Raw genomic sequence first — 14,620 nt, forward strand, 5'->3', positions numbered from 1 at the left:
AAAACAAGACCTGACCCCGGCTTACGCGGCTTACGATGCAAAAAACAAGACCTGACCCCGGCTTATGGCAGGACGTAGCGGTAGTCGTGCTCTAGTCGGGCGATGGTGCCGTCCTTGCGCATGTTGTCGAGAATGCTGCGCCAGCGCTGTACTTCACTGGCGCTCATGTCCAGTGATGCCGCCAGATAGAGCGTGCTGCGCATCAGTACTTCCCCCTTGAGCAGATCTTCAACCGGCAGGCCGGCCTCGCGCTGGGCCTGCAGGGCGGTGTTCCAGGCGACCGCCCAGGCACCGATATGGCCGTTGGCCAGCATGGCTGCATTGGTGGTTTCGTAGGTGACCACACTCAGTCTGGACTGTGGGATGTGGCTGGCCAGCTCCTGGCCGACCGAGTTGCGCATGACCCCGATCAATTGTCCGGTCATGGCGCTTCGGCTCGGCGGGTTGGGGTTGACCTTGCGATTGCCGACCAGCACAAAGGCTTCGTCCATCAGGGGCGCCACCCACTGGTAACGCGATTCGCGTGCGGGGGTACGGCCGGGAGGGACCAGCAGATAAGGGCCTCCGGGCTGGGTGGCCAGGACCATGGCACGGATGAAGGGGTAGACCGTGACGTGGTCATCGGTCCCGGCGCGACGTGCGGCCTCGCGCAGAATGGCCACCGCCAGCCCGCCCTGCTGGGTGACGAAGGGGGGGACTTCGGCGCCGATCAGCGTCACCGCCGACGCACACGGGCCGAGCAGAGACCACAGCAACAGCCAGCAACCGGCGCATCGCCTCATGACACCCCTCCGTCGGACATGCTTTCGTTATAAGCGCTCGCCAGCCGGGGTCAATGGGTATCGTGTGACGGTGCCTCGGCCTGAGTCATGAAATTCAGCTGCGCCAGCCCGCTCTGTTGCGCCAGGGCCATCAGGGTCATGACATGGCGATACTCGGTGCGCTGATCGGCGCGGATGCGTACCTCGGTGCGCGGCGACTGTGCGGCCAGGGTCCTGAGCCTGTCGGCCATGGTCGCACTGTCCACGGCGGTGCTGTTCCAGAAAAAGCGGCCATCCTGTGTCACCGACAGGGTGACGGTCTGCGGCGTGGCCGGCGCCAGCGGCGTCGCGTTGGCCTGCGGCAAGTCCAGTTTCACCGCCTGGCTCATCACCGGCAGCACCAGCATGAAGATCACCAGCAGCACCAGCATGACGTCTACCAGCGGCGTCATGTTGATTTCACTCAGAACCTCCTCCTCGGAGGAGGACAAACCCTGTTTGAATGCCATGGCTCAGCGCTCCCGCAATGTGACCGGCTGGGTGGTACTGCCGGTGAGTGAGTAAGCGTGCAGCTGGCGGGCGAATCGCTGCAGCCGGCCGATCACTGTGCGATTGACCCGGGTGAAGGCGTTGTAACCCAGTACGGCCGGAATCGCCACCGCCAGACCGAATGCGGTCATGACCAGGGCTTCGCCGACCGGGCCGGCGACCTTGTCCAGCGAACTCTGACCGGCCGCACCAATATTCACCAGGGCGTGATAGATGCCCCATACCGTGCCGAACAGTCCGATGAAGGGGGCCGTGGAGCCGACCGAGGCCAGGATGGACAGACCACTTTGCAGGCTCTGGCCGCACTCGTCGATGGCGCCACTCAGGCTTTCGGTCAGCCAGTCGGTCAACGCCAGCTGCCCGTGCAGGTCCTGCTGATTGTCGCGGTGGTGTTGTACGGCCTGGCGGCATTCCAGTGCCAGCAGACGATACGGATTGGCGACACCATCACCCGCCTGGCCCAGGGTGGTCAGCCCCTGTTCGAAACTGCTGGCATGCCAGAAGCCGGCCATGGCCCGTGCTGCGCGCCGCAGCTGCCACCAGCGAGTGGCATGCAGCAGGATCAGAGACCAGCTGGCGAGTGACATGCTCAGCAGGACGAGCGCCACCAGTCGGATGGTCAGATCACTCTGAGCCCAGAGTTGGTCGAGATGCAGTGCAGAAGACATGTAAACCTTTCACTAATTGGATTCATCGATCGAAAAACGGATCGGCTGGCTATAGCGGTAATCGATGGCGACGCCCGCTCGCCGTGCCGGACGGTAATGCCAGCGGCGTACCGCAGCCAGGGCCGCCTCATCCAGCCGCGGGTAGCCGCTGCTGCGCTGCACCGCCACCTCCGCCACATTGCCATTGGCCAGAATCAGCACCGACAGCACCACCACGCCTTCCTCTCCCAAACGTTGAGACAAGGCCGGGTAGGTCGGGTCCGGGTTATTCAGCCCGGCGGCCTGGCTCATTGGGGGGGACACCGGGGCCTCCGTCGCCGGGGCCCTGGATTCCGCGACCGTCGGCGCCGGGGGGGCTGCCTGCGGGGCGGAAAGTGGGGCGGGGGCCGGGTGGGGGGCTGCCGCTGCCGTGTGGCTGACCGTTCGGACCGGAGGAAGCGCCCGGCTGTGGGGTGCCGTGGTGGCCGGTGACGGCCGCACCGGTCGGCTTGCTGCGGTCACCGGCGGGGCGGCCGGAGCCATCGTGGCCACCAGCCGCCCGGTCACGGTGGGGGGGGTGACCGGGGCAGGCGCCTGCCGCGGCCCCGAGGACAGCCACCACAGCGCCAGGGCATGCAGCAAGGCGGTGAGCAGCAGGCAGCCCAGGGGCTGCGGTCGCCAGCCGGGCCGGCGTCGCAGGGCAATGATCATGGGAATGGTCTGACCTTGAGACGCCATGGCTTACCACTGATAGCCAAGGGTGGCACTCAGCGTGCGTTTGCTGCCGTAGTAGCAGTAAGTCAGGCTGTCGTAGCAGCTGGCCACATAAGTACGGTTGAACAGGTTGTTGGCGGACAGGCGCAGCGTGGCCCCCTGCCAGGCCGGGCTCATGCGCCCCAGGTCGTAGCGCAGGGCCAGATCCACCAGGGTGTAGGACGGCAGGCGAGTGGTGTTGGCGCTGTCCGCCCAGCTCGGACCGGTGTAGCGAATCCCGCTGCCCAGGCCCAGACCGCTGGCGAAGGCATAGTCTACCCAGAGCGAGGCCATGCGAGACGGCGAACCAAACGGGGTGTTGCCTTGTTGCGGACCCTGATCGATGCGCAGGCGGTTGAAGGTCATGCTGGCCATCAGTGACCATTGATTCCCGATACGGGTCTTGCCCTCCAGTTCAATGCCGCGCGAGGTCACCACGCCGACCGGCTGGTAGGTCAGCGTGATCGGGTTGTAATAGGCCAGGTTCTGCTGGCGCAGGTCATAGCTGGCGATACTCAGTTGGGTCTGCCCGCCGGCCGGCTGATACTTCAGGCCCACTTCCTTTTGCCGGCTTTGTTGCGGTGCCAGCAGTTGACCGTCGCTGCCGGTGGCATACGAGGCGTTCGGGTCAAAGCCCTCGCTGTAATTGAAGTAGGGCGTCAAGCCGTTGGCCGCCTCATACAGCACGCCGGCGCGGGTTGTCACCTTGCTGCCGTTCCACTCGCTGCGGCTGCCACTTTGCGGGTCGTCGGTATGCACCCGCGCCTGATCCTGGCGTACACCCAGCGTCAGACGCCAACGATTCCAGGCCATCTGATCCTGGGCATAGATCCCGGTCTGCAGGTTGTCGTGGTTGAAGTATGACGGGGCGCCAAAGGTGATGTTGCCGCTGTCGTATTGCGGTGCCGACGTATCCAGCGAGTCGGCGCTGCCATAGCGGTTATAGCCCCCGTTGCGCATGCGGCTGCTGTCCACCCCGACCAGCAGGGTGTGCTGCACCGCGCCGGTGGTCAGCTTGCCCTGCAACTGGTTGTCGATCAGGAAGGTCTCGCCATGCTCTTCGCCTTGCGAGGCCGCCCGGTTCAGTACCGAGCTGCCGGCACCGGCCCAGCCGGTCTGATAGACCTGCAACTGACTGACCTTGCTCTTCTGGTAGCGCAGGTTCTGGCGGAATTGCCAGTCGCTGTTGAAGTCATGCTCAAACTGATAGCCGAACATTTGTTGCTGGCGGTGCATGCCATCCCCGCTGGCGCCGTCATCGAAGCTGGCCGGCAGCCTGCTCCCCTGATGATTCACCCCCGAGCCTTCCCAGGGCACCGAGCCGTGATAACCGGTGGAGGGTTCGTGCTGCAGGTAGGCCTGCAACAGCAGCCGGTTCTGGCCGTCGATGCGCCAGCTCAGCGATGGCGCCACGGTATAGCGTTCACTCTGCGCCAGCGTCTGCTGCTCATTGCGGCGCTGCCCCTTGACCACCAGGCGGTAGTCCAGATCCGGCCGGTCATTCAGCGGACCGGTGATATCGAGTCCCAGCCACTGCTGCTGGTTGTTGCCGATGCCGACTTCGAGCTGGTGCAGCGGCGAGGACAATGGTCGTTTGCTGGTCAGTGCCACCAGACCGCCGGGCGAGGATTGGCCATACAGCACCGAATCCGGTCCGCGGACCACATCCATGCGCTCAACAAAGAATGGATCGACTTGCGGTGAATTGCTGCCCTCCGGATCGCCCGCCAGGCGCAGCCCGTCCAGCCACTGATTGTTGTTCATGTGTCCGTTGAAACCGCGCAGCACGATGTAGTCGTAGCGGCTGCTGGAACCGATGGCATTGCTGAACACCCCTGGCGTATAGCTCAGCGCCTCGGACAAGGTATGCGGTGCCTGATCTTCGATCTGTTGCCGGGTGATGACTGAAACCGAGTGATCGATCAGTACCCAGGGGGTGTCGGTCTTGCTGGCTGCCGCACTGCTGCCGGCGCTGTAGCCGCTGGTGGGCGACTGGGCGGTTGCCGGGCTGGCTTTGACCGTGACGGTCGGCAGGGTGGCTGCTTCATCGGCCAGGACCAGGCTGCTCATGCTGGCCAGGTTCAGGGCGAGGACCAGTTTGGTAAGACGGGAAGGGAAGGGTGACGGAGACATACGGATCTTTCGCTTCTTTCTGTGCTGTTGGTCTGAAAACAATTTCGATAAATTGTATTGATAATCATTCGCATTTACAATAGTATGCTCTTGGAAATTTCAACCTGCTTGGGAAATGACAAGTGCGCGAGAGTGAATGGCCGGGTCCGGCCTGTCTGATGCCGCTGTGCCGGATGTGCAGCGGCGTTCACCAGCCAACCGCCGCTACGCGGCAATCTCTGCAAAGGACCTCGCGACATGCATGCGACCGTCTATGACTTCATTGGTATCGGGCTTGGGCCGTTCAATCTGAGCCTGGCTTGTCTGGCCGAGCCGGTGAGCGAGTTGAAAGGGGCGTTTCTCGAACAAAGTGCCGGCTTTGACTGGCATCCCGGCATGCTGCTGCCAGGCAGCAGCATGCAAACGCCTTTCCTGGCCGATATGGTCTCGCTGGCCGATCCGACCAGCCGCTTCAGTTTTCTGAATTACCTCAAGCAGCAGGGACGTCTCTATCCCTTCTACATCCGCGAGAATTTCTTCCCGCTGCGCACCGAGTTCAACCACTACTGCCAATGGGTGGCCGCGCAACTCGATTCACTGTATTTCGGCCGGCGGGTGGACAGCATTGTCTGGCAGGACGGTCTCTACCATCTGAGCGTGCGCAACGGTGCACAGCAGGAAACCTGGCGCACACGGCGACTGGTTCTGGGGACGGGGACCTCGCCCGAACTGCCGGCCTGCTGCGCCGGTCTGGGGGAGCGCGTGGTGCATAGCGCCGACTATCTGAGCAACAAGCTGCGGTTGCAGATGCTGCCTTCGATCACCGTGCTGGGCAGCGGCCAGAGTGCCGCCGAAATCTTTGCCGATCTGCTGGCGGAGAGTGACCGCTATGGCTATCAGCTGAGCTGGATGACCCGCTCGCCGCGTTTCTACCCGCTGGAGTACACCAAGCTGACGCTGGAAATGACCTCGCCGGAGTACATCGATTATTTCCATGCCCTGCCTCCCGGCCAGCGCGATCAACTGATCAATGAGCAGAAAGGGCTGTACAAGGGGATCAATCGCACGCTGATCGACCAGATTTTCGAGCAGCTCTATCAACTGCGTCTGCGGGGTGGTGCCCAGCCTCTGCTGCTGACCAATTGTGCCCTGACTGCCTGCCATACCCAGAGCGGACGCGAGGGGCTGGCGCTGGATTTGCTGCAATGTGAGCAGCAGAAAGCCTTTCGCCTCGATACGGCAGCGCTGGTGGCGGCAACCGGCTATGCCTACCGGCAACCGGCTTTCCTTGCCGGGATCAGCGATCGGCTGCGGCGCGATGCCCACGGACGGCTGGATGTGACGCGGGATTATGCGGTGGATGTGCAGGGCGAGGAGATTTTTGTCCAGAACGTGGGGTTGTATACCCATGGTCTGGCGACGCCGGATCTGGGCATGGCCTGCTACCGCAATGCCTGCCTGCTGCGTGCCATGACCGGTCGCGAAGTCTATCCGGTGGAAACCCGCATCGCCAGCCAGACCTTCGGCATGCCGGGTGAGGCGCTGCCGCTTTCCCAACCTTGCCTGGCCTGAGGCGTTGCCATGACATCTGACACCCTGTTGTTTCCTGAAGCGCTGTTTTGCCACGAGATCCCCGCCCTGGGGCACTTCAGCCTGCGCGCCATCGATCTGGCGCAGGACCTCGAGCGGCTGCATGGCTGGCTGAGTAGCCCGCATGCCGCTTTCTGGGGCATGCAACACGATAGCCTTACACAGGTGCAGGACTACTTCCTGCGGCAGGCGGCCAGCCCGCATCACAGCGTGTTGCTGGGCGAGTACCAGGGAAGCCCGGCTTTCCTGCTGGAAACCTACGATCCGCGCCATGATCCCGTCGGCCATCATTATCAGGTCATGCCGGGTGACCGCGGGATGCATTTCCTGTGCGCGCCGCCCGGTCCGGCCCGCCTGCACGGCTTCACCCGCGGGGTGATGCGCACCATTCAGGCCTGGCTGTTCAGCGATCCTGCGGTGCAACGCATCGTGGTTGAACCGGCCATCGCCAATACCCGAATCCATCCCATCAATCTTGGTGCCGGTTTTGTCTACCAGCGTCAGATCGACCTGCCCGGCAAGCGTGCCTGGCTGGCGTTCTGCCATCGCACCGACTATGACGCCCTGCAGGAGCTCCGTTGATGAATGCCCCGATTGCTTCCTCTGCCACGGCTGTGGCCCATCTTCGTCCTGAACGGTGGCAGCGCGCCAACCGCCATCTGCTGGCCAAGGCCATCGGTGAATTCAGCCATGAATTGCTGCTGACACCGCAGCGCCAGCCCGACGGACGCTATGTCATTGAGACCACGGGGCCGCGTTATCTGTTTGCTGCCGAGCGCAGCGCGCTCGATCACTGGCAGGTGGATCCGGACAGTCTGGTTTGTCTGGCGGACGGGCAGGAAGTGGCCCCCGACATGCTGGCCTTCATCGTGGCCGCGCACGAGCAACTCGGCTTGTCGCAGAGCGTCCTGCCCGATTACCTGGATGAAATCAGCAGCACCCTGTTTGGCTGCGCCTGGAAACTGCACCAGCCTTACCTGTCTGCCGAAGCGCTGGCGCTGGCGGACTATCAGGCGCTGGAAAGTGGCATGACCGAAGGGCATCCGGCTTTTGTGGCCAACAATGGCCGTATCGGCTTCAGCCTGAGCGACTATCGCCGTTATGCCCCCGAGTGTGGCCAGCCTTTTGCGCTGGTGTGGCTGGCGGTCAACAAGCAGGTGGCCGAGTTGTCCCTGGTCGAGAACCTGAGCGCCTCACAGCTGTATGCCGAAGAGCTGGGGGGCGAAACCCTGGCCCGGTTTGCGGCCTTGCTGCGTGATCGCGGACTGTCGCCCGATGATTTTTGGTATCTGCCGGCGCATCCCTGGCAGTGGCAGCAGCGACTGGCGGTCTGCTTTGCTGCCGAGATCGCGGCACAGCGGCTGGTCTATCTCGGTGAGAGTGAGGATCGCTATGCGGCGCAACAATCCATCCGCACGATGTTCAATGTCAGCCAGCCGGAAAAGCGTTACGTCAAGACGGCACTGTCGATTTTGAACATGGGTTTCATGCGCGGCCTGTCGCCGTATTACATGGCCGGCACGCCAGCCATCAATCAGTGGGTCGCCGCGCTGGTCCGGGCTGACGAGACCCTGCGCGACTGCGGTTTTGATGTGCTGTGCGAAGTGGCGGCCATCGGTTACCGGCAGCCGTATTACGAAGCTGCCCTGCAGGGCAACGGGCCGCACAAGAAGCAGCTGGCGGCGCTGTGGCGTGAGAGTCCGATGAGCCGGCTGCGGCCGGGGGAGCGTCTGATGACCATGGCCGCCCTGCTGCATGTCGATGGTGACGGCCATGCCCTGTTGCCGGCATTGATCCGGGCCTCCGGGCTGACGGCCGGGCAGTGGCTGCAGCACTATCTGCGTGCTTATCTGCGCCCCTTGCTGCATTGCTTCTATTGCTATGACCTGGTGTTCATGCCTCATGGCGAAAACCTGATCCTGATTCTGGATGGTCATGTGCCGGTACGCGTGCTGATGAAGGATATCGGCGAGGAGGTCGGGGTGCTCAATCCGGCGCAACCGTTGCCCGGCTTCCTGGAACGGATTTGTGCTCCTTGCCCCGATGAACTGCGCACCCTGTCCATTCTGACCGATGTGTTCGATGGTTTCCTGCGGTTTCTGGGGCCGATCCTGCAGCGTGCCGGACTGGCCGAGGCAGAGTTCTGGCGCAGCGTCGCCCAGTGTGTGACCGACTATCAGCAAGACCACCCGGAGAGGGCCGACAAGTACGTCCGTTTTGATCTGTTTGCCCCGGATTTCATCCGCTCTTGCCTCAACCGTCTGCAGCTGGCGAATAACCGCCAGATGGTCAATCTGGCCGATCCGGTGCAGGGACTGCAGTTTCATGGCCGGCTGAACAATCCGATCGCCGCCTACCGCCCGGGTGCCGCCTCATGAGTCGTTTGCAGCATCTGTTGCATGAGGTCGCCACGGCCCAGCCGGGTCTGGCGGGGGAGGTGGGCAGTGCGGATGACAGCCTGATCGTCCCCGGCGGACCGGCGGCACCGCTGGATGCCTTGCTGGCCTACTGGCAGCGCGCACAACCCGAGGCCGGGCCGTTGTACTGGGCCAGTCGTTGCTGGACCATGCTGGTCTGGCAGCCTGTCTATCTGATGATCTGGGCCTGGTACCGCAGCCGCGCCGTACCCCGGCTGGCCGGCATGGCTCAGCGCCATCATCAGGGGGTGGTGGCCGGCTTTGCCTTGCCACCCCATGAGCCCCTGCCGTGTGATGCCGGTGCTGACATGGCCCAGGCCGGCCAGGAGGTGGCGCAGCTCAGCCGTCTGTTGCTGGCCGATCTGGGGAGCCGCATCCGGCTGCACCCCAAGATGGCCGGCAGATTGCAGGCGGATTGCGTGCTCAGTGTGCTGATCGATGTGGCGCGAGCCTCGCCGGACTGGGATTTTGCCGTGTTGCGCACAGGCGGGCGGGCCTGGCTGGCCGCCATGGGGCTGGCGGATCAAAGTGATCTGCAGTCCTTTCCCCTGCCGGACGGCGGGCAGGGCGTCGGCTTGCTGCGACGGGTGTGCTGCCAGCACTTCCGTTGTGCGCAAGGTGAGTACTGCGCCAGTTGTCCGAAGCTGGGACCCGAGACGCGACTGGCAAGACTGCAGGAGGCCTGGCTGTGCTGAGTGTGCATGATCTGCAGGTGCGGGCCGGTTCGCGGCTGATTCTTGATATCCCGGCTCTGGAGATTGATCCGGGGCAGGTGACGGTGATTCTGGGGCATAACGGCTCGGGCAAATCCACCCTGCTGCGGGTGCTGGCCCGACAACTGACACCGACGCGCGGTACGGTGCGGCTGGATGGCCAGCCGCTGGCCCGGCTGGGCGCCCGTGCGCTGGCACGGCGTCTGGCTTATCTGCCGCAGCAATTGGCACCGACGCCGGGGCTGACGGTGCGTGAGCTGGTGGCGCTGGGGCGTTATCCCTGGCATGGCCCGCTGGCCCGACTCGGATCGGCGGATCACGCCGCGATTGAGGCGGCGTTGCGGGCGACCGATGTCGCTCATCTGGCCGATAGCGACAGCGACAGTCTGTCCGGCGGCGAACGCCAGCGTTGCTGGCTGGCCATGATGCTGGCGCAGCAGGCACCGCTGCTGCTGCTGGACGAGCCGACTTCGGCGCTGGACCTGGGCCATCAGCACGCACTGATGCGCCTGCTGGGGCAAATCCATCGCCAGGCCGGACGCGGGGTCCTGGCGGTCTTGCATGATCTGAATCTGGCTTGCGCCCATGCCGGGCACATCATTGCCCTGCAAGCCGGAAGGGTGGTGTTTGCCGGTCCTCCTGCCGAGCTGCTGCAGCCGGACAGGCTCTCCGCTTTGTACGGGGTCTCTTTCGAGCTGATGGCACGCGAGGCGCGTTTGCCGCTGGCGGTGGTGCGGGAGGAGGCATGAACGCATTACCTCACCGAGCCCTCGTCGGCGGTTTGCTGCTGCTCGCCGGGTTTTGGCCCCTGTGGGGGGGGCACGGCTGGCAGGGCAGTCTGGCCGGGCACAGCGAAGTCGACGCCATTCTGTTCTGGCAGGGTACGGTGCCGCGCTTGTGCATGGCCTTGCTGTGCGGTGCGGCACTGGGCCTGTCCGGCATGCTGTTGCAGCAACTGTCGGGCAATGCCCTGGTGTCGCCGATGACGCTGGGCGCAGCGTCCGGTGCCTGGCTGGCGATGTGCAGTGCCGCGGTATGGTTTCCGGGCTGGCTGACGCAGTACCCGGACTGGCTGGCGCTGGGCGGTGCCGCGGCGGCCAGCCTCCTGTTGCTGGCGATCACCGGCCTGCGTCAGCTGGCCTCGCTGCAGCTGATTCTGGCCGGGATGGCGCTGAATATTCTGCTGGGGGCGCTGGCCAGTGCCGTGACCCTGCTCAACGATCAATATGCGCTCGGTGTGTTTGTCTGGGGCGCGGGGGATTTGGCGCAGTTTGACTGGCACTGGCCGCGCTGGCTGTGGCCCAGGCTGGTGCCGGCCCTGTTGCTGCTGCCCTGGCTGTGGCGGCCGCTGCAGCTGTTGCGGCTGGGACAGGAGGCGGCGGCCGGACGCGGGCTGGCGCGTGTGCCGGTGATGTTGCTGGTATTGCTGCTGTCGCTGTGGCTGTGTTCGCTGGCCGTGGCGGCCGCCGGCCTGATCGGTTTTGTCAGCCTGCTGGCGCCGTTGTTGGCCTGCCGTCTCGGCGCACGCGGGGTGGCGGCGCAGTGGCTGGCCAGCGCTTTGTACGGGGCGCTGTTGCTGCTGCTGGCCGATGCGCTGGCGCAGGCGGCCAGTCTGTTCCTGGCTGATAGTGTCCCCAGTGGCGCCATGGCGGCACTGGTGGGGGCACCGCTGCTGATCTGGCTGTTGCGCGATACCCGCTCGCTGGCGCTGGGGGTCGGCACCGCCGCGCCGGTACGGCCTCATCGCTGGGTGGCGCGACTGGGCTGGTTCGGCCTCGTGGTGACCGTGCTGCTGGCACTGGGGCTGGATCGTCAGGGGGCGGCCTGGTTACTGGCCTGGCCGGATGCCCTGCAATGGATGTTGCGCTGGCCGCGCATGTTGGCGGCGGCCAGTGCCGGCGCCGGTCTGGCCGTCGCCGGGGTGATTTTGCAGCGACTGCTGCGCAATCCGCTGGCCAGTCCTGATTTGCTTGGCGTGTCGTCCGGCTCGGCCCTGGCGGTGGTGAGCTGGTCGCTGTGGTCTGGCAGCGGGCTGCAGCAGGGCAGCTGGCTGCCGGCGGCACTGGGCAGTGCCCTGAGCCTGCTGGCCCTGCTGTGGCTCGGGCGGCGCTGGCGCTGGGCACCGGGCATGCTGTTATTGCTGGGCCTGGCGCTGTCGGCTCTGCTGGATGGTCTGTTGCAGCTGATGCTGGCCCGGGGCGACCTGAATACCGTGGCGGTGCTGGGGTGGCTGGCCGGCTCGACCTACCGTCTGGATGCCGGTGCGGCGCTCGGTCTCACGCTGGGCGTGCTGTCATGCCTCGCTGCCGCCCTGTTGGGGCAGCGTACCTTGTTGTTGTTATCTCTGGGCGATGCCATGGCCGCCGGTCGCGGGCTGAGGGTGAGCCAGTGGCGGGGGGCCTGGTTTCTGCTGGCGGCCGTGCTGTGTGCGCTGGTGACCAGTTTGCTCGGGCCGGTGGCCTTTGTCGGTCTGCTGGCCCCCAATCTGGCGCAACGCCTGGGCGCACGTGCTGTCGGCGCCCAGCTGCTCGGGGCGGCTCTGGCCGGCGCGAGTCTGATGCTGCTGGCGGATACGCTCGGGCGAACCCTGCGGTATCCGGCGCAGCTGCCGGTCGGGTTGTGTGCCGGCATGCTGGCCGGTGGCCTGATGCTGCTGGCCTTGTTGCTGCGCCGGGGAGGACGGGCATGAGAGTCTGGTGGATGTTGGGTTTGCTGATGGTGAGTCTGGCCGCGCAGGCCGTGCCGCAGCGGATCGTGGCGCTGAGCTGGGATGCCGCCGAGCAGGTGCTGGCGCTCGGTGTCACGCCGCTCGCGGTGGCGGATCGGGCCGATTATCAGCGCTGGGTGGCCCGGCCGGCCTTGCCGCCGTCGGTGCAGGATGCCGGCAGCCGGCTGGAGCCGAATCTGGAGTTGCTCGCGCGTCTCAAGCCGGATCTGATTCTGATCGACGGGGCACTGGCCGATCTGCAACCGCGACTGGCGCATCTGGGACCTGTGTTGAGTCTGCAGGCTTTCAGTGTGGACCATGACAATGCCGCCATGGCCAGGCAGATCTATCTGCAGCTGGCGACGGTGCTGGGGCGAACGGCCTATGCACAGCAACAACTGCGCAGGCAGCAGACGCAACTGGCGCAGTGGCGGGTACGTCTGGCGGCGCGCTATCCCGCCGGTGCGCCGGCGGTGTGCGTGATCCGTGTCGGCAGCCCGAGTGCCGTGTGGCTGTATGGCCGCAACTCCATGCCGCAGGCAGCCATCCAGGCGCTGGGCCTGCGTCCGGGCTGCCCGGTCGAGACCGGGGCCTGGGGGGTGGCGCAGCGTCGGGTGAGTGATCTGGCGCGTTTGAGCGGTACGGCGGTGTTGGCCATCGCCCCGCTGGCGCCTGGCGGGGCGTTGTGGCACAGCCCGCTGTGGCAGGCCATGCCTTTTGTGCGCGAGGGACGGTTTGCCGCCATGCGGCCGAGCTGGACCTACGGCGGTGTGTTCTCGTTGTTGTATCTGGCCGAGGGGGTGGTTCAGGGGCTTGAGACCATGGGCGGCTAGGACCCCCGGCGCTGTCTGCGACCAGGCCCGGGGTCGGGGTGGATCAGGCCAGGTAACGTGCTTCCAGATGGGCGCGGTAATGGCGCGGGTTGAGGGTTTCGCCGGTGGCGTGCTGTAGCAGTTGTTCGGTGGACCAGCGGCTGCCTTGTTGCCAGATGTGCTGTTTCAGCCAGTCAAAGACCAGTTGCAGGTTGCCGGCGGCGATTTGCTGGTCCAGATCGGGGTGCTGCCGGCGCAGGCAGGCAAAATACTGCGCAGCACACATGGCCCCCAGGGTGTAGCTGGGGAAATAGCCGAACGAGTCGGTCCAGTGAATGTCCTGCAGGCAGCCATCCTTGTAGTTGCCGCGGGTGTCCAGCCCCAGATAGGCCTGCATTTTCTCGTCCCACAGCGCCGGCACATCTTCCGGTTCGATCTCGCCATTCATCAGGTCGCGCTCAATCTCGAAGCGCAGGATGACATGTGCCGGGTAGCACAGTTCGTCGGCATCGACCCGGATCAGACCTGGGTTCACCCGGGTATAGAGGCGTGCCAGGTTGTCGGCGCTGAAGGCGGGCTGTTCGCCGAACTGCTGCCGGATCAGCGGGGTGATCAGTTGCAGGAAGCCGCGGCTGCGGCCCAGCTGCATTTCGAATGACAGGCTCTGGCTTTCGTGAATGCCCATGGAGCGAGCCCGGCCGACCGGTTGCGCCAGCCATGCCTGCGGCAGGTTCTGTTCGTAACGGGCATGGCCGGTTTCGTGCACGATGCCCATCAGGCTTTGCACGAAGTCATCCTCGCGATAGCGGGTGGTGATGCGCACGTCCTCGGGCACGCCGCCGCAGAAGGGGTGCAGGCTGACATCCAGCCGACCGGCCTCGAAGTCGAAGCCCAGCAGCTGCATCACGGCCACGCCCAGCGCCCGCTGTTTGTCGGTGGCAAACGGGCCCTGTGGCTGGACGACGGTTTCACCGGCCTGTTTGTCACGTACCCGGGCAATCAGCCCCGGCAGCCAGGTTTTCACCTCACCGAAAATCGCTTCGACCCGGGCGCTTTGCATGCCCGGCTCGTATTTGTCCATTTGTGCGTCGTAGACCGACAGTCCGTTCAGCGCACCCAGCAGCCGGCCTTCTTCGCGGGCCAGACGGACGACTTCGCGGAAGTTGACCAGAAAGCCCTGCCAGTCGTTGGCGGCACGCTGGCCGCGCCAGGCGTGTTCGCAACGGGCGGCGGCCAGCGTTTTGGCCTCGACCAGGGAAGCGGGCAGGGTGTTGGCCATGCGCCACTCGCGCTGCATCTCCCCCAGGTTGGCACGCTGCATCTCGTCCAGGTCTTCCTGCTCGGCGCTGGCCAGCAGCGTTTTCAGCTGACCATCGGTGATGATCTGGTGCATCAGGACGCCGAGTTCGGCTTGTGCGGCGGCACGGGCTTCATTGCCCTTGGCCGGCATCATGGTGGCCTGGTCCCAGCCGGCGATGGCGCCGAGATGGCTGAAGCGGTGCAGGCGGGCAAAGGTGTGGGCCAATTGCTGGTAGGCAGGGCAGCTGCTCATGGAAAAT

Annotated in this window: 13 protein-coding genes; 7 read left to right on the forward strand and 6 right to left on the reverse strand. The window is 65.0% G+C overall.

All coding sequences use genetic code 11. The features are described from left to right. Positions 1–62: 62 nt before the first annotated feature. From JNO51_RS04210 to JNO51_RS04230, 5 genes are read right to left on the reverse strand one after another with little or no spacing between them, the layout of a single operon-like run. Positions 63–782: an ABC transporter substrate-binding protein gene (locus JNO51_RS04210; RefSeq protein WP_215781742.1), complete on the reverse strand. Its 720-nt coding sequence runs from the start codon at positions 780–782 to the stop codon at positions 63–65. A gap of 50 nt (positions 783–832) precedes the next feature. Then, a complete protein-coding gene (locus JNO51_RS04215; protein WP_215781745.1) occupies positions 833–1,270 on the reverse strand; it encodes a biopolymer transporter ExbD in 438 nt (145 codons plus the stop codon). A 3-nt stretch (positions 1,271–1,273) separates the two neighbouring features. Then, a complete protein-coding gene (locus tag JNO51_RS04220) occupies positions 1,274–1,978 on the reverse strand; it encodes a MotA/TolQ/ExbB proton channel family protein (protein WP_252346184.1) in 705 nt (234 codons plus the stop codon). 12 nt (positions 1,979–1,990) lie between these two features. Further along, positions 1,991–2,695, reverse strand: a complete 705-nt coding sequence (locus JNO51_RS04225; protein ID WP_215781747.1) for an energy transducer TonB — start codon at positions 2,693–2,695, stop codon at positions 1,991–1,993. A 3-nt stretch (positions 2,696–2,698) separates the two neighbouring features. After that, on the reverse strand, positions 2,699–4,843 hold the full coding sequence (locus tag JNO51_RS04230; protein WP_215781749.1) for a TonB-dependent siderophore receptor: 2,145 nt from the start codon (positions 4,841–4,843) through the stop codon (positions 2,699–2,701). Between the two features lie 237 nt (positions 4,844–5,080). Here JNO51_RS04230 and JNO51_RS04235 point away from each other — a divergent pair, with 237 nt between their 5' ends. The 7 genes from JNO51_RS04235 to JNO51_RS04265 are packed head-to-tail and all read left to right on the forward strand — an operon-like array spanning position 5,081 to position 13,082. Continuing rightward, complete coding sequence (locus tag JNO51_RS04235) at positions 5,081–6,394, forward strand: lysine N(6)-hydroxylase/L-ornithine N(5)-oxygenase family protein (RefSeq protein ID WP_215781751.1); 1,314 nt, start codon at positions 5,081–5,083, stop codon at positions 6,392–6,394. A gap of 9 nt (positions 6,395–6,403) precedes the next feature. Beyond that, positions 6,404–6,994, forward strand: coding sequence for a GNAT family N-acetyltransferase (locus JNO51_RS04240; RefSeq protein ID WP_215781753.1), 591 nt, complete (start codon positions 6,404–6,406; stop codon positions 6,992–6,994). Next, positions 6,994–8,790 carry an IucA/IucC family siderophore biosynthesis protein gene (locus tag JNO51_RS04245; protein ID WP_215781756.1) on the forward strand — a complete coding sequence of 599 codons (1,797 nt, stop codon included), beginning with the start codon at positions 6,994–6,996 and terminating at the stop codon, positions 8,788–8,790. The genes JNO51_RS04240 and JNO51_RS04245 overlap by 1 nt, the downstream gene beginning before the upstream one ends. After that, positions 8,787–9,524 (forward strand): siderophore ferric iron reductase, encoded by a 738-nt coding sequence (locus JNO51_RS04250; protein ID WP_215781758.1) that lies wholly within the window; start codon positions 8,787–8,789, stop codon positions 9,522–9,524. Before JNO51_RS04245 ends, JNO51_RS04250 begins: the two co-directional genes overlap by 4 nt. Beyond that, entirely contained in the window at positions 9,518–10,291 is a 774-nt protein-coding gene (locus tag JNO51_RS04255; RefSeq protein ID WP_215781760.1) for an ABC transporter ATP-binding protein, read from the forward strand. The genes JNO51_RS04250 and JNO51_RS04255 overlap by 7 nt, the downstream gene beginning before the upstream one ends. Beyond that, positions 10,288–12,231, forward strand: coding sequence for a Fe(3+)-hydroxamate ABC transporter permease FhuB (gene fhuB, locus JNO51_RS04260; protein WP_215781762.1), 1,944 nt, complete (start codon positions 10,288–10,290; stop codon positions 12,229–12,231). Before JNO51_RS04255 ends, fhuB begins: the two co-directional genes overlap by 4 nt. Further along, positions 12,228–13,082: an ABC transporter substrate-binding protein gene (locus JNO51_RS04265; protein ID WP_215781764.1), complete on the forward strand. Its 855-nt coding sequence runs from the start codon at positions 12,228–12,230 to the stop codon at positions 13,080–13,082. Before fhuB ends, JNO51_RS04265 begins: the two co-directional genes overlap by 4 nt. Before the next feature lie 43 nt (positions 13,083–13,125). Here the strand turns inward: JNO51_RS04265 and JNO51_RS04270 are convergent, their stop codons facing one another. Then, positions 13,126–14,613: a carboxypeptidase M32 gene (locus JNO51_RS04270; RefSeq protein WP_215781767.1), complete on the reverse strand. Its 1,488-nt coding sequence runs from the start codon at positions 14,611–14,613 to the stop codon at positions 13,126–13,128. Between the last annotated feature and the right edge of the window lie 7 nt (positions 14,614–14,620).

Source organism: Paludibacterium sp. B53371 (genome assembly GCF_018802765.1).
Lineage (GTDB): Bacteria > Pseudomonadota > Gammaproteobacteria > Burkholderiales > Chromobacteriaceae > Paludibacterium.